The 23455-nt window shown below is 61.1% G+C and carries 20 protein-coding genes; 6 read left to right on the plus strand and 14 right to left on the minus strand.

What is annotated here, in order from left to right:
- Positions 1-68: 68 nt before the first annotated feature.
- Both BMY45_RS03770 and BMY45_RS03775 read right to left on the minus strand, forming a co-directional pair.
- The gene (locus BMY45_RS03770; protein ID WP_092394705.1) at positions 69-1031 is read right to left on the minus strand and encodes a nucleotidyl transferase AbiEii/AbiGii toxin family protein; all 963 of its coding nucleotides are present in this window, start codon (positions 1029-1031) and stop codon (positions 69-71) included.
- A complete protein-coding gene (locus BMY45_RS03775; RefSeq protein WP_092394708.1) occupies positions 1012-1419 on the minus strand; it encodes a DUF6088 family protein in 408 nt (135 codons plus the stop codon). Before BMY45_RS03775 ends, BMY45_RS03770 begins: the two co-directional genes overlap by 20 nt.
- Before the next feature lie 415 nt (positions 1420-1834).
- Here BMY45_RS03775 and BMY45_RS03780 point away from each other — a divergent pair, with 415 nt between their 5' ends.
- From BMY45_RS03780 to BMY45_RS03805, 6 genes are all read left to right on the plus strand, one after another.
- Positions 1835-2458: a CDP-alcohol phosphatidyltransferase family protein gene (locus tag BMY45_RS03780; RefSeq protein WP_092394712.1), complete on the plus strand. Its 624-nt coding sequence runs from the start codon at positions 1835-1837 to the stop codon at positions 2456-2458.
- Between the two features lie 10 nt (positions 2459-2468).
- On the plus strand, positions 2469-4226 hold the full coding sequence (locus BMY45_RS03785) for a bifunctional alpha/beta hydrolase/class I SAM-dependent methyltransferase (protein ID WP_092394715.1): 1758 nt from the start codon (positions 2469-2471) through the stop codon (positions 4224-4226).
- Positions 4226-5581 (plus strand): phosphatase PAP2/dual specificity phosphatase family protein, encoded by a 1356-nt coding sequence (locus tag BMY45_RS03790; RefSeq protein WP_092394718.1) that lies wholly within the window; start codon positions 4226-4228, stop codon positions 5579-5581. The genes BMY45_RS03785 and BMY45_RS03790 overlap by 1 nt, the downstream gene beginning before the upstream one ends.
- Positions 5571-6026 (plus strand): hypothetical protein, encoded by a 456-nt coding sequence (locus BMY45_RS03795; RefSeq protein ID WP_092394720.1) that lies wholly within the window; start codon positions 5571-5573, stop codon positions 6024-6026. Before BMY45_RS03790 ends, BMY45_RS03795 begins: the two co-directional genes overlap by 11 nt.
- A gap of 208 nt (positions 6027-6234) precedes the next feature.
- On the plus strand, positions 6235-6855 hold the full coding sequence (locus BMY45_RS03800; RefSeq protein WP_092394723.1) for a lysophospholipid acyltransferase family protein: 621 nt from the start codon (positions 6235-6237) through the stop codon (positions 6853-6855).
- A 1-nt stretch (position 6856) separates the two neighbouring features.
- On the plus strand, positions 6857-7789 hold the full coding sequence (locus tag BMY45_RS03805) for a phosphatidate cytidylyltransferase (protein ID WP_092394726.1): 933 nt from the start codon (positions 6857-6859) through the stop codon (positions 7787-7789).
- A gap of 140 nt (positions 7790-7929) precedes the next feature.
- On the opposite strand, the gene BMY45_RS03810 is transcribed toward BMY45_RS03805, so the two are convergent.
- The 12 genes from BMY45_RS03810 to BMY45_RS03865 form a co-directional block, all read right to left on the minus strand.
- Positions 7930-9087: a glutathionylspermidine synthase family protein gene (locus BMY45_RS03810; RefSeq protein WP_092394729.1), complete on the minus strand. Its 1158-nt coding sequence runs from the start codon at positions 9085-9087 to the stop codon at positions 7930-7932.
- A gap of 12 nt (positions 9088-9099) precedes the next feature.
- Positions 9100-9819: a DUF1190 domain-containing protein gene (locus BMY45_RS03815; protein WP_092394732.1), complete on the minus strand. Its 720-nt coding sequence runs from the start codon at positions 9817-9819 to the stop codon at positions 9100-9102.
- 18 nt (positions 9820-9837) lie between these two features.
- On the minus strand, positions 9838-10266 hold the full coding sequence (locus tag BMY45_RS03820) for a DUF350 domain-containing protein (RefSeq protein WP_092394735.1): 429 nt from the start codon (positions 10264-10266) through the stop codon (positions 9838-9840).
- A 15-nt stretch (positions 10267-10281) separates the two neighbouring features.
- Positions 10282-10956 carry a DUF2491 family protein gene (locus tag BMY45_RS03825; RefSeq protein WP_092394738.1) on the minus strand — a complete coding sequence of 225 codons (675 nt, stop codon included), beginning with the start codon at positions 10954-10956 and terminating at the stop codon, positions 10282-10284.
- Positions 10943-11980: an ion channel gene (locus BMY45_RS03830; RefSeq protein ID WP_092394741.1), complete on the minus strand. Its 1038-nt coding sequence runs from the start codon at positions 11978-11980 to the stop codon at positions 10943-10945. Before BMY45_RS03830 ends, BMY45_RS03825 begins: the two co-directional genes overlap by 14 nt.
- 388 nt (positions 11981-12368) lie before the next feature.
- The gene (locus tag BMY45_RS03835; RefSeq protein ID WP_092394744.1) at positions 12369-13067 is read right to left on the minus strand and encodes a PspA/IM30 family protein; all 699 of its coding nucleotides are present in this window, start codon (positions 13065-13067) and stop codon (positions 12369-12371) included.
- Positions 13068-13091: 24 nt separating this feature from the next.
- Positions 13092-13673: a YjfI family protein gene (locus BMY45_RS03840; RefSeq protein WP_092394936.1), complete on the minus strand. Its 582-nt coding sequence runs from the start codon at positions 13671-13673 to the stop codon at positions 13092-13094.
- Positions 13674-14081: 408 nt separating this feature from the next.
- Positions 14082-14897 carry a YfaP family protein gene (locus BMY45_RS03845; protein WP_092394747.1) on the minus strand — a complete coding sequence of 272 codons (816 nt, stop codon included), beginning with the start codon at positions 14895-14897 and terminating at the stop codon, positions 14082-14084.
- Positions 14898-14900: 3 nt separating this feature from the next.
- Positions 14901-16520 carry a DUF2300 domain-containing protein gene (locus BMY45_RS03850; RefSeq protein WP_092394750.1) on the minus strand — a complete coding sequence of 540 codons (1620 nt, stop codon included), beginning with the start codon at positions 16518-16520 and terminating at the stop codon, positions 14901-14903.
- 1 nt (position 16521) lies between these two features.
- Positions 16522-21090, minus strand: coding sequence for an alpha-2-macroglobulin family protein (locus BMY45_RS03855; protein WP_092394753.1), 4569 nt, complete (start codon positions 21088-21090; stop codon positions 16522-16524).
- Positions 21087-21746 (minus strand): DUF1175 domain-containing protein, encoded by a 660-nt coding sequence (locus tag BMY45_RS03860; RefSeq protein WP_092394756.1) that lies wholly within the window; start codon positions 21744-21746, stop codon positions 21087-21089. The genes BMY45_RS03855 and BMY45_RS03860 overlap by 4 nt, the downstream gene beginning before the upstream one ends.
- Positions 21731-23440, minus strand: coding sequence for a DUF2138 domain-containing protein (locus BMY45_RS03865; protein WP_092394760.1), 1710 nt, complete (start codon positions 23438-23440; stop codon positions 21731-21733). The genes BMY45_RS03860 and BMY45_RS03865 overlap by 16 nt, the downstream gene beginning before the upstream one ends.
- Positions 23441-23455 lie beyond the last annotated feature (15 nt).

Below are 23455 nucleotides of genomic sequence, written 5' to 3' on the forward strand. Positions count from 1 at the left end.
CTGACCCACTGGGCTCGACAGAGGAGACACCTGCCTGCAGATTCCCTTAGTCGAGTTATGCGAGGCCTCTATAGCGTGCGAATCAACGCTTCGGCGTGTTGACGAAACACGACATAAGCCTCATCAAAACCCGGACGGACAGCGCCAAAGATCAACGGCATGAGCCTAACTTCATACTGGCCACGAATGACCCTATCCGAACCAGCCTGCTGAAGAGCTCCCAGCAGGATGTTTCCAGGATTGGCAGCGAACGGAGGAAACTGCCGACCAAACTCGACAGCATCGAACTCCACCAATTTTTTGAAACCGCCAGCGGCCCGCTCGCCGACCGAGGGATCGCCAAGGCTTATGCAGTAAACATCATAGATATGCCTCACCAACGTATCGTCCCACGGCTGAAGCATCGCCCCGGCTTGGTGCTGAGCATAGCGACGAAGAAACGAAATGACCTTCTCCGCAAGTGTTTCTTCAACCGCTACGCAGGGAATATCGCCCAATCGGCCAGACCTTGTGGCAAGTCGATTGACCAGGTACTCCAGCGGCTGTTGAGTGACTTTAAATTGTGGGGTTCGTGCGGTCAGCTCAAGACTCAGGTAAGGACGCAAACTGGCGTCGTGAGGGTATTGCGGGGCATATTGCCAACGACTGGCGAAGTATCGGTTTTCATTCCGGGCCACACGCTCTTCTACGGTCTCCTCGAAGCCGAGCCCGGCGAGTACATGACAAACCTGACTCTTCAGACTACTGAGGTGCCGCTTCTGAGCAGAGGCACTCAACGCATCTGGTTCATCCAAAACGATCTTTAAGTCGACGTCCTCAGACATACGTTCGATGAGTCGATAAGCCTTCGACAGACTTGTACCACCGCAAAACACCAGACGAACCCCTGGAAACTGCATGCCCATCAGAGCCTGCAAAGCATCCGTCACATGGACGTCTTTCTCCAGGATGCTGGCCGTTAGCAAGCCGACATTGACCTCGGCCAATACCGCATCGATTAATTCGACCTGCTCAGGCGTGATGGTTTTCATAGACAACGTAACGACCACCAAAGCCGAGTTTGCGGTTAATGCGCCGTGAACCTGTGTCAAAAACGATGCCGACCGGTAGCTGCAAGCTGTCGCCGGCATTGTATTCACGCACTGCGCGACCGGCCGTGATCTTCACGCCGAGCTTTTGCAGAACCAAAGGCGCCAGAACTTCAAGCGGACGTATCGGGATCGGCTTGCCCGTAAGCACACTGGCCTTGGCCTTTGCGAAGACTCCCACGCCGAGCTTGACCAATACACCATTGGCCACCAGATGACGCAATGCTCGGGATACCTGTGCGGGGCTGCCGAAATCGGAAAATTCGGAGCGCAGAAACACATCGTCCTTTCGCAAGGCGATTGATCTTTTAAGCCGATCTTCGATAACCATGATTGGCCTCCCGCATGGCACCTAACAGGAAATTGTCTATAACTTACTGTTTAATAAGTAATTTTTAATACAAATAGTGCTCGTAGCCTGCTCAGTATAGAACAGAGCCGGAACATTCGGCCAATGCAGCTCAACACAGAGCCGGATGCTCTGCGCGAAATTCATTTCAGGCACAAAACCTGTGGGAGCGGGCTTGCTCGCGAATGCGGTGGGTCAGTCAATATCAATGGTGGCTGACCCACCGCATTCGCGAGCAAGCCCGCTCCCACAGGGGTTCTTTATCCACCGGTAGATTCGTTGCCAGATGTACCTACCCGCGCGCATTCTGGAGAATTACTCCTCCGGCCAAACCCCAACTATCGTAATCTCGCAGCTCAACAAGCCTAGCCCCGTAACCGGCCGAGATTCCCTTCCCATGCCTTCGATTTACCAGCTCAAACCCGCCTTCCAGAACCTGCTGCGCCCGGTGGTACAGCGTCTTTACGACAAGGGCGTCACGGCCAATCAGGTCACCTTGCTCGCCGGCATTGTCTCGGTGTTGGTGGGGGCCGTGGTTGCGTGGTTTGCCAGTCATCCTTGGGTGTTCATCCTGGTGCCGATCTGGATGCTTCTGCGCATGGCGTTGAATGCGGTGGATGGCATGTTGGCCCGGGAGTTCGGTCAGCAATCGCATCTGGGCGCCTACCTCAATGAGCTATGCGATATCATCGCCGACGCTGCCTTGATCCTGCCTTTTGCCTTGTTTGCCGATGCCAGTCTGTTGCTGGTGTTGTTGGTCACGCTGTTGGCGTTGTTCAGCGAATACGCCGGTGTGCTGGGGGCGATGGTGGGGGCTTCGCGGCGCTATGACGGGCCGATGGGCAAGAGTGATCGCGCCTTTGTGTTGGGCGTGTTGGCGACCGGGATTGCCCTGGGTTGGCTCGGCGCCGGGTGGGTGGATGGTGTGATGGCGGTGGTGGCCGCCCTGCTGGTTTATACCTTGGTCAATCGGGTGCGTCATGGCCTGAATCAAGTGACGGAAAACGCTCCCTCAGCATAAGGAAGTTGCAATGCGTGAAGCCCAGGAACTGACGTTTACCACCTTTGACGGCGTGGACTTGTTTTACCAGCATTGGCCGGCCATCGCCGCGGCGCCGGGTGAGCCCCGTCAGGCGGTGTTGTTGTTTCATCGCGGCCATGAGCACTCCGGGCGCATTGCCCATCTGGTGGATGAGCTGGATTTACCCGGCTTCGACTTTTTTGCCTGGGATGCGCGCGGCCATGGCCAGTCGCCGGGGGCACGCGGCGACAGTCCGAGCTTTGCCACCAGTGCGCGGGATGTGCAGACCTTTTGCGATCACATCGGCGCAACGCACCAGATCGACGAGCAGAACATCGCCGTGGTGGCGCAGAGTGTCGGGGCGGTGATCGCGTCGACCTGGGTTCACGATTACGCGCCGCGCATTCGCTCGCTGGTGCTGGCGTCGCCGGCGTTCAAGGTCAAGCTTTATGTGCCTTTCGCTCGCCCGGGCCTGGCGCTGATGCGCCGGTTTCGCGGCAACTTTTTCGTCAACAGTTACGTCAAAGCGAAATTTCTCAGCCATGACCCGGAGCGGGTGGCGTCCTACGACAGCGATCCGCTGATCACCAAGGCCATTTCGGTAAACGTGCTGCTGGGTCTGTACGAAGCCGCCGATCGGGTGGTGGCCGATGCCCAGGCGATCCAGGTGCCGACGCAATTACTGATTTCCGGTTCCGACTTTGTGGTGCAGCGTAAACCCCAGGAGCAGTTCTTCGAGCGGCTGGGCAGTGTGCACAAGGAAAAACACATTCTGCCGGGGTTCTTCCACGACACCCTCGGCGAGAAGAACCGCGCGCCGGCCATCGCCAGTGCCCGCCGGTTCATTCTGCAAAACTTTGCCCGCCCAATGGACCGCCCTTCCCTGCTGGACGCTGATCGCCTGGGCGCGACCTGCGCCGAGTCCGAAGCCCTGGCGACGCCGCTGCCGCACAATTCGTTGCGCGACCTGTACTGGCGCATGACCCGCGCCAGCATGCGCTTTGGCAGCAAGTTGTCGGCTGGGGTGAAGTTGGGTTTCGACACCGGCTTCGACTCCGGCAGCACGCTGGATTACGTCTACCGCAATCGACCCACCGGCACCTCGGCCCTGGGGCGGATGATTGACCAAAACTACCTGAACTCCATCGGCTGGCGTGGGATTCGTCAGCGCAAGCTGCATGTCGAGGAGCTGCTGCGCCTGGCCATGGGCACGTTGCGCGAGCAGGACCGTGAAGTGCGCATTGTCGACATCGCCGCCGGCCATGGCCGTTACATTCTCGAAGCGCTGCAAGGCGTCAGTCCGCTGCCGGAGTCGATCCTGCTGCGCGATTACAGCGACATCAACGTGCGCGATGGCAGTGCGCTGATCCTCGAAAAAGGACTGGGCGATATCGCGCAGTTCGTCAAAGGTGACGCCTTTGATCGCTCGGATCTGGCGGCACTGGCGCCAAAACCGACGCTTGCAGTGGTGTCCGGTTTGTATGAGTTGTTTGCCGATAATCAGATGGTCGGTGACTCCCTTGCCGGCCTGGCCGAAGCGGTGGAACCCGGCGGGTTCCTGGTCTACACCGGGCAGCCGTGGCACCCGCAACTGGAGCTGATCGCCCGCGCCCTCACCAGCCACCGCGCCGGACAGGCCTGGGTGATGCGCCGACGCACGCAGGCGGAGATGGATCAACTGGTGGAGGCGGCGGGTTTCCGCAAGATCACCTTGCGGGTCGATGAATGGGGCATCTTCAGCGTTTCGCTGGCTCAGCGCGTGCAGTGATGAGCGCCGTCATCGCCCCCGCTCGCGAGCCCGGCCTGCTGAAACCGGCGGTGCTGTGGCTGCTGTTGTTGGCGCCGTTGTTTTTCAGCACGTATGGCTTCGCCACTTGGGTGACGTCCCAGCGGGATGACGTGGGCAGTCTGGTGTTCGGCTGGGAAAGCCACATGCCGTTCATGGCGTGGACCATCGTGCCCTATTGGTCGATTGATCTGCTGTACGGCCTGTCGCTGCTGTTGCCCAGCAGCCGCGAAGAACTCAAACGCCACGCCTTGCGTCTGCTCACGGCCCAGGCGATTGCGGTCAGTTGTTTTCTGCTCTGGCCATTGCGTTTCACCTTCGCCCGGCCGGAAATGGATGGGCTGTTCGGCTGGCTGTTCGGCTGGCTGTTCGACGTGCTGGCCGGCTTCGACAAGCCGTTCAATCAGGCGCCATCGCTGCACATCGCGTTGTTGGTGGTGCTGTGGGTGTGTTATCAGCGGCACCTGCAAGGGCTCTGGCGATGGCTGATGCACGGTTGGTTCGCGCTGATTGGTGTGTCGGTGCTGACCACCTATCAACATCACTTTATTGACCTGCCCACCGGTGCGCTGGCCGGGTGGTTGTGTGTCTGGTTGTGGCCGCTGGATCGGCCCAGCCCGCTGAAAACAGCGCGATTGAGCGCAGACCCGGCGCGCCTGCGATTGGCTTTGCGCTATGGTTTAGGGGCTGCGGCGTTTTTCATTCCGGCGTTTGCCTGGGGTGGCGCGTGGCTCTGGTTGATCTGGCCGGCGGTGGCGCTGCTGATGGTGGCACTCAATTACCTGGCATTCGGTGCGAGCGGGTTTCAGAAACGTGAAGATGGCCGGCTGAGCCCGGCAGTGCGCTGGTTGTTGGCGCCTTATCTGGCGGCGGCGTGGATCAATTCGCGATGCTGGACGCGCAAGCATCCGCAGGCGGATCAGGTGGCCGATAACGTCTGGTTGGGGCGCATTCCCACGCCGATGGAATTGAAGGACAGTGCGTTTAACGGCGTGCTCGACCTTTGCGCCGAAATGTCCATGGACAGCACCGGCATCGCCTATCGCACGTTGCCGGTGCTTGACCTGACCGCGCCCAGTGCCGAGCAGTGCCTGGAAGCTGCACGGATGATCGAAAACCTGCGTCAGCATGGGCCGCTGCTGGTCTGCTGCGCCTTGGGTTATTCGCGCAGCGCCAGCGCCGTGGCCGCGTGGTTATTGCACACGGGCCGGGCCGCCAGCGTCGATGCGGCCATCGTCCAAATCCAGCGGGCCCGCCCGCACGTTGTTTTGCATCCAGCGCACCGTCGGGCGTTGGAACGGTTATCCACAAGCACGAGGAATGACCATGATCAGTGATATGGAACTCCACACGGTGGCGAGCCTGTTGCGCCGAGGTCACTCGCTGGATCAGCTTTCCACGGGGCTGACCCTGTTGGCGGCGCTGCTGGGGCTGGCTCAATTTTTGGTCGGTAGCGTCAATCCGTGGCTACTGCTCTTTAGCGTCGTGATATTCCTGCTTGGCGTGCTGCAAAAGTACTGGGCGCAGCGCGTGGCGTTTGATGCCGACCTGTTCCAGCGCATGGCGGACAGCACCCAATCGCTGGCCGAACGAACCTATACATTGGATCAAGCCCTCACCGCCCTCGGCCTGCAACCGGTCGAACGCAGCGGTCGTCTCTGGACCGAGCGCCGGCATGGCGCGTTGTTGCTGCTGCGCCGCCAGTCGTTGTTGCTGGCCACGCAAGTGGTCTTGACGCTGGGCTTGATCCTCGCAAGTCCCTGGTTAGCGTCAAGTATCTAGATAGTTTTTGTGCCGAGGGAGCTTGCTCCCGCTGGCCCCTGTAGGAGCTGGCGAAGCCTGCGATCTTTTGATCTTGATCTTTTGCTCTCGACTCAATGGGCAGTGGAAAGATCGCAGCCTCGCTTCGCTCGACAGCTCCTACAGGGTTCGGCGGGAGCAGGCGACTTCGCCACAGTTACGCTTATGTTTCTCAGGACAAGGAATCCTCATGTTCGAACCCGTGGTCGCCAGCCTCATCACCTCCGCCGCCCGCATGGTCACGGGTGCTCGCAGCCTGTGGCTCGGTTGCGCGCCGCAACCGGTGCAGCGGATCTACTTCGCCAATCACAGCAGCCACGGCGACTTCGTGCTGCTGTGGGCCTCGTTGCCGCCGGCACTGCGCAAGCTTACCCGGCCAGTGGCGGGCGCCGATTATTGGCAGACCAGCCCGCTGCGCCGCTACATCATCAACCGGGTGTTCAACGGTGTGCTGGTGGACCGCGAGCGCAAGGACCCTTCGCATAATCCGTTGCAGCCGATGCTCGACGCCCTGGAAAACGGCGACTCGCTGATCATCTTCCCCGAGGGGACGCGCAACCCGGAGGACGGCCTGCTGCCGTTCAAGAGCGGGATCTATCACTTGATGAAAAGCCACCCCGAGGTCGAGGTGATTCCGGTGTGGATCGCCAACCTCAACCGCGTCATGCCCAAGGGCCGTGTATTGCCGCTGCCGTTGTTGTGCACCACCAGTTTCGGCGCGCCGCTGTGCATCGAAGAAGATGAAAGCAAAGCGCAATTTCTTGAACGCAGCCGCGCCGCGCTGCTGGCACTGGCCCCGGAGCACGTCTGACATGGATAGACATACCCTGATGTTGTTTGGCGGGATCGGCGCGATTCTGCTGCTGGCCTCGGTGATTGGTTTCATTCTCAAGTGGCGCACCAAAGGCGCGCCGAACTCGGTCATCGACAACCTCAACGCGCGGATCAACGCCTGGTGGGTGATGGTGCTGGTGATCGGCACGGCGTTCTGGCTGGGCAACGCGGCAGTCATCCTGCTGTTCTACGCCGTGTCGTTTTATGCACTACGGGAATTCCTGACCCTGACACCGACCCGGCGCAGCGACTATCCGGCCTTGGTGGCGGCGTTTTACCTGGCGCTGCCGCTGCAGTACCTGCTGATTTATTTTGACTGGTACGGGCTGTTTTCGATCTTTATCCCGGTGTACGTGTTCCTGCTGCTGCCGATCCTCGCGTCCCTGGGCGGCGACAGCACGCACTTTCTGGAGCGCGCTTCCAAGGTCCAGTGGGGGCTGATGATCGCGGTGTTCTGCATCTCGTTCGTGCCGGCGCTGCTGACGTTGGACATCGCCGGTTTTGAAGGGCGCAATCTGTTGCTGATCGCTTACCTGGTGATCGTGGTGCAGCTGTCGGATGTGCTGCAGTACGTGTGCGGCAAGCTGTTCGGCAAACACAAGATCGCGCCGAACCTGTCGCCGTCGAAAACCGTCGAGGGTTTTGTCGGCGGCATTCTGCTGGCTTCGCTGATCGGTGGCGCGTTGTGGTGGATCACGCCCTTCAATCCCTGGCAGTCGTTCCTCATTGCCTTGCTGATCAACCTGCTGGGGTTTGCCGGTGGGATCGTCATGTCGGCCATCAAACGCGACCGTGGCGTGAAGGATTGGGGGCACATGATCGAAGGCCACGGCGGTATGCTGGATCGGCTGGATTCCGTCTGCTTCGCCGCACCGATTTTCTTTCATCTGGTGCGCTACTGGTGGACCTGAAAACGTCGGGGCATACGCATTAACCTGTGGGAGCGGGCTTGCTCGCGAAGACGGCGGCACCGTCAACATTGATGTCGCTTGATGCACCGCCTTCGCGAGCAAGCCCGCTCCCACAGGGGTTCAGTGCTTGACCCAGAGATTCAGTCGAGGATCAAATGCGGCAGGAACCGGCTCGAATCCTTGGTGATCAGGCTGTTGTCTTCCCGCACGCCGATGCCGGCGGCCTGGTCGCCGATGACCCAGGAGCCGATCAATGTGTAGCTGTCGCCAAACTTCGGCAACGGGGCGAATTCCTGGAGGATGAAGGGGGCGTCGGTGTAGGGGCCGTCTTCTTTGACGATCAGGCCATCAGCGGTTTGCAGCTCGATGTTGGCGCCTTCCCGGGAAAAGAACGGTTTGCGGACCCAGCCCTTGGGGACGGCTTTACTCGAGTCAGTGTCGAGATGGGCTGCCAATAAGTTCGGGTGACCTTTGTTGAATTCCCACAGCAACGGCAGGATGCCTTTGTTGGAGATGATCGATTTCCAGGCCGGCTCGAAAAACTGCGTATCGCTCTCGGCAATCGCCGCACCAAAAGGCTCGTGGAAGATGAACTCCCAGGCATGCAGCTTGAACAGGTGCGGGATCCAGCGATCTTGCAGATCGACGAAACGGCCCTCACCGGTAAGGCCGATATCCTCGATATCGATGTGCCGCGATTCGATGCCGACTTTTTCCGCGATCAGGCGCAAGTAGTCGGTGGTGCCCTTGTCTTCGATCGAGTCTTTCATCGAGGCGAAGTAAAAGGGTTGCTTGAGTTGCAGTTGGGCAAAGACCTGATGCAGCTTGGTGTCGATGCTGTTGAACTGGTCGGCATGCCCGGGCAACAGTCCGCGCTCGATGCATTGCTCCAGCCAACCCCACTGAAACGCCGACGCCTCGTACAGGCTGGTCGGCGTGTCGTAGTTCAGTTCCAGCAGCTTGGCGGGGCCGCTGCCGTTGTAGGAGAAGTCCATGCGCCCATACAGGTGCGGATGCCCTTCGAGCCATGAGGTGCGAACCATGTCGAAGAACGGCGCGGGAATACTCAGACGCTCCAGCAGCTCTTCGCTCTGAACCACGCGGGCCACCAGGTCCATGCACATCTCATGGATCTCGGTGGTCGGGTCTTCGAGATCGTCTTCGATCTGCTTGAGCGTGAACTGGTAGTACGCGCTCTCGTCCCAATAGGGTTCGTCGTCGATGGTGTGGAACAGAAAGCCGAGACTCTCGGCGGTCTGTTTCCAGTCATGACGTTCGGCGCAATGGACTTTCTTCATGACGCGCGTTCCTTAACTGCTCGATCGCCCGGAGCTGCTCGAGCCGCCCCAACCGCTGCGGGCGCTGGCTTTGCTGCCGAAACCGCCACGGGAGGTGGACGAAGCAACAGAGATCGGTTTGCTGGCGGAACGGACCGTGTCGGTGTAATTGCCATACCTCGCCTGATTGGACTTGGTAAAGGTCGAGCCTTTGGAAATCCGCTGGGCGAGTGTTGAGGACGCGTAGTTGCCGCGATCATCGCGATAGCGGTAGACCGGTTGGGAGTAGTAGCTGTTGCGGTTGCTGCTCAGCATGTTGCCGATCAGCAGCCCGGTCAGCAGGCTGGTGCCGGAGAACCCTGAGCCTTGCGCGTTGGCTTCGGAGGCCGGCAGTTGCGCCTTGGCCGCGTCCACCTGGGCTTGGGTGACCTGGCCATCGGCGGTCAGTTCGAAACCACCCAGCCTGGGGATGAACTGGCCGGTGGAATCCTGTTGGCACCAATCGGCAACAAAGTCGGCATCACAATCGGCCTGGTTGCTGTACGCCGGCGCGATGCGGCGATGCTCGGCCATGGCGGTCATGTAGGCGTCGGAGCAAACGTCTACCGGGAGTTTTTCATCGGCACATTGCTGCACGGACTGGAAGTTGTACTTCTTCTGTACCGGGTAGGTTTTTTCCGTCGGGCCGCAGCCTGATATCGCCATGGCGACCGACGCGGCCAGCGAGAGCTGAACGTACTTGCTTCGTTTCATGGGATCTCCGTGGCGCAATCAGTTCTGGGAAGGCGTCATGCACGCGGCGTTCAACATGCCGACGCTGATGGCCACTGCCGCGATATAAATGCCCGCGGCGATTTCACCCTTTTTAATGCGTTCAGAGGCGCCTTTGAGCACCAGGCTGGTCACCAGGAACGCCAGCAGTTGCACGAACGCGGCGATCACGGCCCAGACGACGAAGTCCAGAAGGCTGATGGAGTAGGCAATCACATTGCTGGCCGGGATGGCGAAACCGATGATGGCGCCGCCCAGCGCGATGGCGGCGGCCACGTTGCCCGAACGGATCAGTTCGAACTCTTTGTGCGGGGTGATCCGGGTGTAGATGAACTGGTACAGCGCGAACAGCACGGCCGCACCGAGGATGTACAGCACAAACCCGAGCACGGCGGCTTTGTTCAGGGAAATGGAGAGCGCTTCAAGCATGGACTTCTTCCTTTTTTAAAAAGTGTTCAGATCAGTGGTGTACAGCGAAATGCCCAGCGACGTGCTCAAGCTGATGGTGCCTTCAGCGTCTTCTTCGACGGAAAACAGCAGGAACTCACGGCGATCGGTCAGACCGGTTTCGCGGGCATACAGCATTGAGCGGTGCTCGACGCTGTAGGACTCATCCGGATTGCTCACGCGCTCGCTCAACGCCACCAGTTCTGTCTGGCCTTCCTCGGTGCCCCATTCGCGGGTGTATTCGACACCGTCGTGGTGGTAGGTCGGCAGGCCGATCAAGCTTTCGGGCCCGGCCAGCCGCCGCAACTCCGCTTCACTGTTGAGGGTGACGTAACTGAGGTAATTGAACAGGATCACCGACTCGACCTGCCCGGCGACGTCGCCGCTGGTGTGCACTTGCAGCCAGTAATCCTCGTCGTTCATGTAACAGCGCGTCAGCCAGTTCGACTGGCCGAGGTCGACGATGCCGGTGCTCCAGATCTGTTGGGCATCGGGGATGACCACGCTGGTGTTGTCGTCGAGCAACAGTTTCAGCGTGCTATCGAACCGGAGTTCTTTGCCCGAGGCCAGGCCCAGCGGCCCGACGGAGGCCGGGATTGGGTTGGCGACCCATTTGGAGTCCTTGCCCGAGTTCGGCGCCTCGATGCCCATCAACCGCTTAAACCAGCCCATTGGAGATTTCCTTGAGACGCGCGGAGGCGATATAGAAGAGGTCACCGCCACCGCCCACACGCGTGTCGCAGGGTGGGTTGATCGAAGGGTGCCGGGCGCCTTTGGCGCGGTAGCCGATGAGAATGGCGTTGTGGTGCTCTTTCATTTGCACATACAGATCGCCGAACGCAGCATCAAACGCTTCGGGCAGTTTCATCAGGTATTGAGTGGCGCCCTCGCCCACACAAAGCAATTCATTGATGACCACTGACGAACCCGGATCCTGTGAAGCACGCACCAACATCTCGATGGCCATGCTGGAAGTGCACTCCAGGCTGGGCGCGTAGGCGCTGGCGAGTGCAGCCACTTCACTGTCATTGAAATGGGCGACCACATGCCCAACAGGCTTCAGTTGATTGACCGCCAGCACGGTGGACAGGGTCAGATCGTCTGAGTGGGTGCGCACCAGCACGCGTTCGGCACCCGGCACACCAGCGCGTTGCAAAAGTGCGACAGAGGACAGGCTTTCACCTTTGATGTAAGTCGTCTTGCCGGGCATGGGGTTTTCTTCAAGCACGCAATCGCAGATGACAATCAGGTTGTCATTGGACGTCTCGTCCTGCAGCAGCAATTCGATGACCCGCTCGCTGGAGGCGCCCTCCCAGCCGATGAGAACGGTGTGGCCGGTCTTGCCGGTGAAATCGCCTTTGCCCTTCATGCCTTTTCTCCATACATCAATGACGCTGCTGGTGGTTTTGCCGATGACCGTCGTCAACAGGGCAATGCCCCCGAGCATGATCCAGGTCGCCACGAAAATCCGCCCGCCAGCTGTCTGCGGCAACAGATCGCCATAGCCAACGGTGAGCGTGGTGGTGAGATAGAAGTAGATAAACGTGGCGGCAGCGATGAGGTGCTGTTCGCCTAGAAGCACCAGGCCGATCCAGGCGATGGACAGGTGCACGCCCAACGCAATGGCCAGGCCCGCCCAGCCGAACCGATGGAAGAAGGACGAGGCGTAGGTTCGCAGTAAAAGAAAAATCGACATTTCGTCCCTGACTCCGTGGGGCTTTGTTCCTGGCGGGAAATCGCTCTGGCGTCTGAGCACTCGAGCGTAGTGGCCGGACAGCATTAAACCTGTTGCGGGGTTTGGATAGAAGTACTGCGCCACAATTAAATCCAACGAACGCCGGACATTCTTGTGGCGAGGGCGCTTGCTCCCGCTGAGCCCCAGCGCTGTGTAGGAGCTGTGTAGGAGCTGTCGAGTGCAACGAGGCTGCGATCTTTCCTCAACACTTGAATCCCAAGCGAAAGATCAAAAGATCAAAAGATCAAAAGATCGCAGGCTTCGCCAGCTCCTACAAAGTCCAGCGGGAGCAAGCTCCCTCGCCACAAGTTTTGCGCTCAGCCTGCCTTAATTGATCAGCCCGAACAGATCACTCAGCCGATTTTTTCTTCAGGCGTTCCAGAATCGCATTGGCGCTGCCTTCGTTCGGCGTAATGCCGGCATCGCGCAGTTTGCGCTCCAGGTCGTTGCCGGTCGAAGCTTCAGCCAGTTCGTCCTGGGCTTGCAGCTCTGCGGCACGTTGCTGTTGCTTGGCCTGCAGGCGGTTCAGCGTACCGACGGCGGTTTCCAGCTTGCCATTGGCGCCACCGCTGGCAATCGAAGCACTGACCTGGGCTTTCTGCACGCTCTCACGGGCCTTGGCCATGTCCACTTGCTGACGCAGGCTTTTGATGCGGTTCTCGGCCTTGACGATGTCCTTGCGCATGTTTTCAGCGTAACCACCGAACTCGGTCGCGTGCTTCTGCTCGGCGTCCAGCTCAGTGGTCAGGGTCGAAATGGCTTCGGCCACTTCCAGCGCCAGGTCTTCACGGTTGGCCTGGATGGCCGCCAGCGCCTTGGACTCCAGGTCCTGGATCTTGGCGTTGTACTCGCTGACACGATCAGTCGACAGCTTGTGCTTGGCCATGATGGTGACCAGCTCACGCTTGGCGTTGGCCAGTGCGCTGTCAGCATCGCGAATTTCCTGGTCGAGGATGCGCAGGGCCTGTTGGTCGACGATCGATTCGCCGACTTCGTTGGCACCGCCACGCAGCGCAGTGAACAATTTGCTCCAGATGGACTGAGTCATTGGATGGTTCCTGTTCCCGAAAAATTAGATGAAAAAACGTTCGAAGGCTTCGCTGGCGCGCTGGACGTTGTCGACGAGGGTTTTAACCTCGGTCACGACGTTGGTCAGGCTGGAGTCGGAACTCAGTGCGCCAAACATGTTGTAGACAATCTGCCCGTTGGGCATGGATTCGATACCGATCGAGGACAGCGGGAACATTTCCCGGCTGCGCAGCACGGCATCGTTGAAGGCCGCGACGTCGTTGATCGACTCGACATCCACCAGAACGGTGTCGACGATGATCTGATCCCCCACCACGGCGATGTAAATCGGCAAGCCGCCGAAATCGTTCATTTCCAGCTTGATGCTGGACTCGGAACCTTGAACGAGAGAAAGGGTGATGTCGTTCGCCACCACTTCGTCGAGGGCCTGAAGGGCACTGAAGAGGCGATCAATGTTCCAGTTGTTACCTGCGCTCATGTAATTCTCCGACATGAATGAGCCAGCCAGAATCGGTTGGCGTAGCTGTTTCTCCATCTGCTTGAGCAGGCTCCGGTTTTCGGGAAGCACCCAAGTCTCGTGTTTCACATACCCGGCGGCACTCAAGCCCGCGCGCATCTGCTTCATGTAAAAGCTGGATGGTTTTTTCACGGACGGCTTCGAGCGCTCTCCCTTGCGGCTCGCTGAATCGGTAGCAGACCCCGCAGGATCTGTTGGAGAGCGACTGTTCATGGTGCTGACCTCACTGCGAAAAAACTCACGCGTGAGAAACACTACAGGGAATGTCTACTGCCCTCAATAGCTCACGCGTGAGATTTTTTAATTGTCACAAACGCTGATCAACCTTGTGGGAGCAAAGCTCACCCCAGTTTTTTTGGGGTGTTCACAAACCCGCAGTCCACCACAGATCCAATGTGGGAGCGGGCTTGCTCGCGAAGGCGGCGGGTCAGTTTGCATTGATGTTGAATGTACTGTCGTCTTCGCGAGCAAGCCCGCTCCCACAGCCCCCCAGGTTGACATCTTGCTGACGGCGCCTTAGGGGTAACTGAAGCTCTTGACCAACATCAACTCCCCCGCCGTGCGCATCGGCACCACGAAGGTTTCCATCTTCTCGCTTGGCGTGCCCTCTTCGGTGATGACGGTGATCTGCGCCGTGGTCAGGGCTTGTGCCGCTTGTTGCTCGCCGTCCTCGTCACTGCGATAACCGCCGCCGTAGTAGTTCACGTACACCAGGTACTGGCCTTTGATCGGCGCGGGCATGGCGATGATTTCCGGGCCGTAGCCGGTGGTGACGTCGACGTCGAGCGCGGCACCGTTGGGCACGACACGGTCGCCGTACCAGATGTGGGCGCCGTCCGGGGTGACGAGGTGCAGGTCCAGGTCGGTGCCGTCGCTGTCCCAGGTCAGCAAGACCCGCAGCTTGGCCGGGGTGGCGCCGCCGCTGGTGTTGAGGAATTGGGTGCGGTGGCGCTGCTGGCCGTCAGGGTTGCGCACTTCGACGCTGTTGCTGCCGTTGGGGAACGAGAACGGCCGGTCGAAGCGCCCTTCCGGGTCGAGTTTCAGCGGCAGGGTCACGCCGTTGATGATGAGTTTGCCCGGCTCGTTGCTGTTCTTGGGCGCGCCTTTGATCTGGCCGCTGATGCGGGCGGTATTGGCTTGGCCCTGGGGCGTGTTGACCGACGAAGCCGGGTAGTTGACGGTCTGGCTGAAGCTCTCGCCTTCACCGCCCGGCGCGCCGCTGCGCCAGCCGCCGACCGGCGTGTCGAGTTTGATGCCGTCGCCCGCAATGGCTGGCGGCAACACGGCCAAAGCGCAGAGCAACAGCAAGGCCTGTGGATAACGGAGTGTCATGGTCTATTCCAGCAAAAGGTGACGGGCAAGCCCTTCGATGTAGGTTTCGTCCTGGCCGTTGGGATGTGCTTCAAAGGCCAGGTGCAAGTATTCGTGGGTCAGATCGAGGCGGTCTTGCAGCGACAGCACACCGCGCACGTAGATGCGCCGGCGTTCGCGGTCGACATAGGGCCGGCCAAAGGCGACACGGCAGACGGCGAAAGCGCTAATTTCGTTGTACCCCACCTCGCCTGCCAGCCGGGGGCGCCAGCCGCGTCGCTGTTTCAACAGCCAGTCCTGGGCGGCGGGCAGCGCTTCACACGACGCCACCGGATTGTCCCAGCGGCTGAGGCTGGCACGCGGGTAGGCCTGCAGCAGGATGGCGTCGTAGCGCTGGCCCGCGTTGGCTTGCTCCACGGCTTGCGCCCAGGACAGTTTGTCCGGGCCGGCTTGGTCAGAGTGGTAGGTCACGTCGGTGCCGGCCAGCACCAGATCGCTGGTCCAGGCAGCGATGGCGCGGGTTTGCGCCGCCGCCGGACGCGGGGCGACGCGCTGGCGATGACTGCTGTCATCAATACTTAGGCAATCGCCGTTACGCTGGGCGTTTTGCAGCAGGTAACTGCGGATCGCCACGGCCAGGGCCTTGGCCGCTTCGGCAGGTTCAGCCTTGGCTTCACGCTGCAGGACTCGGGCGACGTACTCTTCGCGATCCAGTCGCGCCACCAGCTTGCCGGGCAGCAGGAACAGCTCGCCGTCGCTGTGGATATCCAGTTGGTTGCCGTTGGCGAATTCGACACGATAATCGCCGCGCAACGGACCTGGGGTGGCCGGCCGGTCACCGGCCATCACCCGTTGCAGGGGATACCGGGCGAACAGGTCCACCTCCACGCATCGCCCCGTTTCCGCCGGCCAACGGGACGGCAGTGCCGCCGCCAATCCATCACCGTAGGCCTTCAATATCTGCTCGCTGGTGCCACGCCCACCGGCCCACACCGGCGTGCCGTCGGCCAGCCAACCGGCAAAACCGCCCTGGCGCGATGACGGGTCCTGCTCACCCAGCCAGCTCCAGGTCTTGACCCGCAGACGACTGCCCAATTGGCCGACGAGACGCCCATCCGCTGCATTGAGCACCACGTCCAGAAGCACCCGACGAGCCTGATCCTGAGCCGGTAGCATCGACAGTGCCTTGAGTAGTTCAGCCACGCGAACCTGTTTTTGCGGTTGCAGGCTCGGCAGGTCAAGCAGCCACGACGGCGCTTGGCGGGCCTGCCAGTACTCGCGCCAGTTCGAAGCCGAAAGACCGAGCCGCTGCGGCTCGAAATACAGGCCGCAGGATTTCACCAACGCCTGATCGCGACCGATACTCTGCCCGGCGCTACAGCAATAGACTTCCTCTTTGGACTCACCGCGACACTCATAAACCGGCTCATGGGCATCGGTATCCACCAGCCACGCGTAGACAAACAGCTTCCACACGCTGCCCAGCGGCGCCTGCAGAGCATCGGGCAAGGGCTGACGGTCCAGCACCTGAGTCTGACTCACCCGCAGCAACTGACCGTCGAAGGCCAGGCGCAACGGCTCGTCCTGCGCTGTAGCCAGCGCAGGGATCAGGCACAACAGCCACCAGACCCAAGGTCTGCGCATGTCAGTTGACCGTGACCTGACCAAGCGCTGGTTTCTGCTCCCGAGCCTGATGCTGTGGCGCATAGACCTGGGTGAAGCGCACCGGCGGCAAGGTGAACTGGCCTTTCTGTGAGAAGCGCACCAGATGCCGCAGGCGCAGCTCGCCACTGAGGGCGTCCAGCGGCACCGCGTAACCCATCTGGCCCGGCTCGAAGCGGGCCTTCTCCAGGGCAGTCGGTTCGCTGCCGGCCTTGCCCAGTAGCTGGATGCCCCAGGTGGTGCGCTCCACATCGGCACCCGGCGGCAGCGGCACTTCGAGCATGCCGTAGCGCAGCGGCGTAGACGCCTTGCTGTTGATGATCACTTCATCCAGATAAAGGCTGTCGCTGGACAGCGGCTTGTTGCCCACGGCTTCGAGCTTGAAGGTGAAGGCCTCGTCACCCGGCACCAGACGGGACAAGCGCCGGGTGATGGTCACCGCCATCGGCGCCACCGGCGCTTGCTGGCTCTGGTAGCTCAATGCCGCCTGCAGCGGGCGCTCCTCGGCACCGCTGAGGGTCAGCAGGGTCGGTAGCTGCGCGCCCTGCCATTGCCAGTAGGTTTCACCGGTGGCGCCTTGCCGGGCCTTCCAGCCTTCGCCCGGGGTCAGTGCCACGGCGGGCGCAGCCTGTTCGATGCTGCGTTGCAGCCAGGTCAAGGCCAGGGCCCGCTCAAGGGTGGATTGCTGCGGCAGCAGACGCTCAAGCAAGGCCTTGGCACGTGCCTGATCGAAGCTTTGCAGCGACAGGCTCAAGGCCTCGACGAACGGCTGGGAGCTGACGTCCAGTTGCTGTTGTGCGGCGTCGAGTTGCCGACTGAAGGCCTCCGGCAGCGGCACCTTCACCTGCCTGGCGAGGGAAGCGGTCAACACGCGCGCGCTGGCCAGGCCCAGAGCCGAATCCGGCGCGCTCATGACCAGACTGTCTTCGCCACTGTCCATCACGCTCGCACCGCTGCCCTCGCCGGCTTTCGCCAGATCGTCCATCAACCCGCTGAGCAAGGTGTTCACCGGCAGTTGCATCTGTTTGGCGAACGACAGGATCAGCGCACGCTGCAGCAACGGCGTATCGCCGGCCTGTTTGGCGTAGACCTCCAGCACCCGCTGCCAGTGCTCCGGCGGCAGGCTCAGGTCCAGGGCCTGGCTGGCGTGCCAGTCAGCGTAATAAGCGTAGGCCGTGAGGAACGCATCCGGTTCGCCCACCTGGCCCCACCAGGTGAAGCTCGCCGCAGGCCCGGCCATTTGTACCAGGCGCAGGCGGCTGTTTTGCATGATCAGCCGCAAGCGATCGCGAACCTGCGGGTTCGCCGTCAGGGTCGGGTAGGCGATGCTCAACGGCAGCAGACGACTGGCGGTTTGTTCGACGCCGCCGTAGGGGTAGCTCAACAAGTCATCCAGGGTCGACCGGAACAGCGCTTGCGGGCTGTCGTCCAGGCGCAGGCGGATATCGCTGGCATCAAGGGGCAGGCTCAGCGGTGTGTCGCCGCTCGCCACGTCAAGACGCTGGCTCTGGGTGACTTGCCAACCGTTGCCAATGGCATTGAGTTGCACGGCCAGGGTGTCCTGGGTTTCGCCGTTGACCTGCAGCTGTACGTTCAAGTCCCCGTTGCTCAGCTCCAGAGACGGTAGCGCCACATAATTGATGCCGTGCTTCAGGTCCGCCACCACGCGCTGTTCAGTACCGGCGTAACGGATCAGCAACTCGGCCTTCAATGGCTGTTCGGACTGGCTGAAAGCGAACAGGCCCATTTGCGGTTTGTCACCGCTGCGGAACCGGGTCGGGCCGCTCCACTTCAGGTACAGCGGTTTCTCTGAACCGATGAATTGCTTTTTCTGCCCCACCTGGCCGTCGTCGGCGATGGCCCGGGCGGTGATGCGCCAGCGCGTCAGGGAGTCCGGCATCTTGAAGGTGAAACGGGCCTTGCCGTTAGCGTCGGTGACCAGTTCCGGTTGCCACGCGGCAGTGTCGACGTCTTCCCGACGAGGCCGCTCCAGCACTTTTACACCGCGCTCGCTGCGGTTGGCCTTGCCCGGCGCACCGGGACTACCCGGCAGGGCCACGTCGTAGCTGATGAACGACAGGCTGGCGCTGGTACGCACGTTGTTGCGACGCGGATGGTAGAAAAACTGATCGATGGTCGGCGCCACTTCCGGTTGCAAGGCGTAGATCATTTCATCCACGACACTGACGGTCAGGTGCGCCGGGATCGCCTTGCCGACGAACTGGGTGCTCAGGTCAACGGTCACCGTGTCGCCAGGCCGATAAGTGGCTTTGTCGGTCACGATGGCGACGTCGATCTGCGGCGCAACCACCTTGATACCGGCGTTCTGGAAGCTGTATGGGCCGCCCTTGGTGTACAGCACCGAGAAGGTCAGGTTTGGCGCAAAAGCGTCCTTCACCGGGATGCGCGCGCGGTATTGAGTGTCGCTGAGCTTTTCCATCTTCAGCCAGTCGCCGCCCTTGGACAGCAGCGCCGTGGCCTCGACCTTGTCTCGCTCAAGCGACAACAGCGCATCGCTGACCGGCTCCGGGAAAGTGATCAGCGCCAGGGCTTCGTCACCGGCCTGGTACTGGGCCTTGTCGAGGACGATCTCGACCGTGCCCGGCACGGCCTTGATGCCTTCGCCGGTCACTGAATGGCCGGTGGCGCCAATCACCCGACCGTGATCGTCCTTGAGCGTCAGATTGTAGGTGCCAGGGCGCTCGAAGGTCAGGCTGAAGCCTTTGTCCTTGGCCGCCAGCTTGCCTTCGCCGGTGGTCTGGTCTTCCAGCCGCACCCAGGCGTAGCTGCCCGGCGTCACGGCGTTGCTTTGCGCGGTGCCACCCTCGTGGGTGTAACTGAACGAGACGTTCTCGCCGGCGGCGCTGAAACGCTGGGGCGCGCTCAGGCGAAAATTCGCCGCGCCACGGTCGATAAGGATTTCCTTGGTGGTCTTGACCCGATACGCCGCGCCATCGCTGGCAAACACAGTGAGCGTATAGCGGCTCGGCCTGTCGGCGGCCGGCAGTTCGAGGGTAGCGTTGCCCTTGGCATCAGTGGTGACTTCACTGCTGGTCAGCTCCACCGGGAATTGCCCCAGGTATTGCAGCTCGTTATCCACCATCGACAGTTGCTGGGCCCGCAGGCTCAGGCTCACCTTGGCGTTGGCCACCGGTTTACCGTCCGGGTACAGCAGCACGAGAGCGCCCTTGACCGGCTCGCCGGTGCGGTAATCCTGCTTGGCGAGGTTCAGCGCGATTTCGAAGTGCGGCTTGATGTATTCGGCTACGCGAAAGGCACTGCTGTAGAGCTGGTCCTTGTAGCTGAAGCGCAACTCATAACCACCGGCCACGGCGTTTTCCGGCAACTGGAAACGGCCTTGGGCACCGGCCTTGGCGTCCAGTTTCAGCGCCAGGGTTTGCAGCTCGGTGCCGGTGGCATCCAGCACGCTGAGATTGACGTCAGCGGCCGTCGGCTGCACCGAGTCCCGGGCATTCTTGAATTCACGGCCGACGATTTTCAGCGACACCCAGTCCCCCGGCCGATACAGCGGCCGGTCGGTGAAGGCGAACAGCTTGGTGTCGTAGATTTCGCTGTCGTAGTAGAAATTTTCCGAGACGAATACCCCACCCTCCTCGTCCTCGCCGATGACGAACGAACGCTCCGGGCTGACGTGCTTGAGGCGCAGCAAGCCGTCTTCATCGGTGGCGCCGCTGCTCATCACGCCCAGGCCGTCGGTCCACAGCACGTTGACCTTGGGCACCGAACGACCTTCGTGTTTACGCGCGGCCCAGACCAGCAGCTCGTCACCGGCGATCTTGCTCACCGCCACGGTGTTGGAGACAAAGACCATGGTGGTGGCCCGGTATTTACCAATCAGCGCTTCGACCAGATACAGCCCCGGTTTCAACTGGCCCAGCGGCACGTAGACGTTGCCTGGCGCGACACTGATGAATTCACTCGACGAACCCGCCAGGTTGACCCCCGCTGGCGGCTGGATCGGCTTGGCCTGCCACAGCGGATAACGGAACTGGCTGACCACCGGCAGACCCGGAATCAAGGCGAACTGTGGTTGCGCATCGTAGGGCGTCGGCGCGGCGATGGCGCTGCCCATTTTCAGTTCCGGCACTTGTTCGGTGACTTGCTGCCGGGACTCGTAGGAAAACGCCCGCTGCATCACCCGACGGGATTTGCGATACCAGTTGTCCCACAGATACGCCAGGGTGTTCGACAGTCCTTCGCCCTTGAACTGGCCGTCGCTGACCACCCGGTGCAGGTTCTTCTGGCGTTTGAGGAAATCCAGCGGTTTTTCGATGCGATAAACGCGAATATCGGCACCGCCATACGGCTCCATGCGGAATTTCCGATAGTCGCGACCCGGCGCTTCGAGGCGGACCATGGCTTGCTCGTCGCTGGCAAAACTGCTGTCGGCCAGCAGGAAGAAGCTTTCACCGGCCAACGGTGTGTAGCCGCTGGGCTCCACCGTGTCTTCGGCATGGACGATGGGCGCCAGCAACAAGGCGAACAGCAGGGGCAATTTTGAACACAAACGCAGCATGCGGGCACCGGTCATTGGGAGAGAAAGTTGAGTCGATAGACGCCGATGAAGTTGGGGTTGGCTGCGTCGGGTATCCATCGGGTGTCCTTCCAGTTCATGAGTTGCTGCAGGCTTGCCGAGCGCATGCCGTTGTCGGTTGGGGTGGTGGTGCCGGTGTGATAGGCGATGTTGCGGCCCATCCAGATCATCAGGTGCTGGTCATCGCCCTGATCGAAGAACATCAGGTCGCCCGGACGGGCCTGGGTGACGTCCCGGCTCACCAGATGGCTGTTGAACTGGATCAGCTTGATGGCGTTGACGTAGGGCCCGACCTTGCCGCCGCCCTGTTGCCATTGCTGCGCCAGACGTCGCTGGGCGTCACTGAGCTCAAGCTCTGGCGGCAGGTAGCGATTGGACAGGCCATTGCTGCGCAACCACTTCTGGTCGTGGACCTTCAGCGCTTCATTGGCCGCAAAGCGCACCAGCCCGGCGCAATCCTGTTGGTACCAGCGCGGGCTTGGGCCTTTGGTCAGTTGTTCCTGGGCGATACGCACGAACCAGGCGCGAAAGACCTTCGATTGCTGTACATCCAGCGAGGCTGTCTGAGCGGCAAACGCCGGCCCGCCCAGCAGCAGCGCCAGCATCAACACCCATCCGGGGCGACGGATCAACCCGATCACAGCGCTTTCCATTCCAGTGGCAACCACTGCCAGTGACCGTCCGGCTCGCTGCCTTCAGGCAATGTCAGGGCGTATTTGCCGTAGCCGCCCAGGGTGCGCAGCTTCGGAATCAGGTAGGTTTGCGCGGCGTTGTAGAACACCGGCTCCATGTCCTGGGGCAAGCTGTCGAGGGTTTCGCGCTGCATCAGTTGCGCCATGGCATCCGGGCCGAAGTAGACCGGCATCAGCAGGTCCTTGGGCACCACGTCGGCCATGGGCGGGAAGCGCTTGTCGAGGGTGCCGAGGGCCTTGTCCACCAGTTTGTCGTCAAGGGAAAACAGCAAGGTCGAACCGTGCCGCGCCAGGCTGACTTGCATGAACGCCTTGCCGGTGATCGCCTCGGGCTGCGCGGCCTCCTTGGCCGGGTAAGGGCCGAAGTTGGAGCTGACCTGACGTTGCCAGCGGTGCATCGGGCCTTCCTGTGTTTCAACAACCGCAAACGCATGTTCGGCGACATTGTTTTCGTAGGCGCCCACCATCGAACCGAACAGCTTGCCCAGGTCGGCATCGAGCTTGCCGCCGTCATCGTTCAGGTTCGCCACCAGCAGTGGTGTGTACAGCCGTGAATCGGCGTACCAGCACAGCCCCGCCGCGCCGGCCATGTGCTCGATCATGGTCTGGGCCGCGCTGTCGTCGGCACCGAGTTTCACCAGCAACGGTTTCTGTTGTTCGGCGGCCAGAGGCAAGGCGACGCAGGCGCTGGCGCCCATGGGCATGGCTTGCCAGATGGGCTTGAAGTCGAAGTCTGGCTGGTCTTCCAGTTCGTCCATGGCCAGGAAGCTGTGCCAGCCGTTGTCGTCCATATCGAAACGCAACCCGGCGAAGTTCGGGATGAATCGCTGGTAGCCCATCGCGAGCACGCTGGCATTGACCGAGATGCGTTGCTTGACCTCAGGCGCCTTGGGCAGCAGGCCGAAGGCTTCGGGGAAGAGCTTTTCACCGGCCAGCAACGCTTCGAGGGCTTGGGTCGAGACCATGCCGGGTTCGTCGGTGGGGCCACTTCCCAGGTCGTAGAGCCTGGTCGGATTGGACAACACCACCAGCTTGTCGCCATGGGAAGCGAACACCAGGGCTTTGCTGGCGTTATAGGTGAGTTGATAGACCGGCACCACATCGCCGGCGACTTTCATCTCGCCGAGCTGGCTGAGCTGTGAATCATCCAGCGCCACTTTTGCCAGCGGCTCCAGCACCTTGGCCAGGCCACCGCGATCCATCACCAGCAGAAAATCCTTGAGCCGCCCGTCGGCGCCGCGCCATAGCGCTACGTCGGCCGGCTGGTCGAAAAGCTGCTCGATCAGGCTGTCCTGCAGCTTGAGGTCATGCTCGTAGATGATCCGCCGCAGGCTGCCGATCAGCCCGAGGCGGTCGGCATGGGTTTCGTAATAGAAGACGAAATCTTCGGTGAGCGTGGCCTTGAGGAACGGCACCGCCAGCAAGTCCCTGGGCAACTGGCTCAGAGAATGGGCCTCGAGCAGGCCATCGGGGCGGCTCAGGCCGAGTTTTTCCAGGGCCAGTTCCATCGGCGGCGCCTTGGGCTTGGTCATGAACCAACCCAGTCCGGCAGCGACACCGGCCACCAGGCACAGCCCGATCAGCAGCGCCGGCCAGCGGCGCGCGGGTTTGGCCGCGGGGGCCGGCGCGGTCGGGGAAGCAGTGTTGTCGCTCATATTCACAAGGGCCTG

Source organism: Pseudomonas sp. NFACC39-1 (assembly GCF_900110355.1).
GTDB classification, from domain to species: domain Bacteria; phylum Pseudomonadota; class Gammaproteobacteria; order Pseudomonadales; family Pseudomonadaceae; genus Aquipseudomonas; species Aquipseudomonas tehranensis.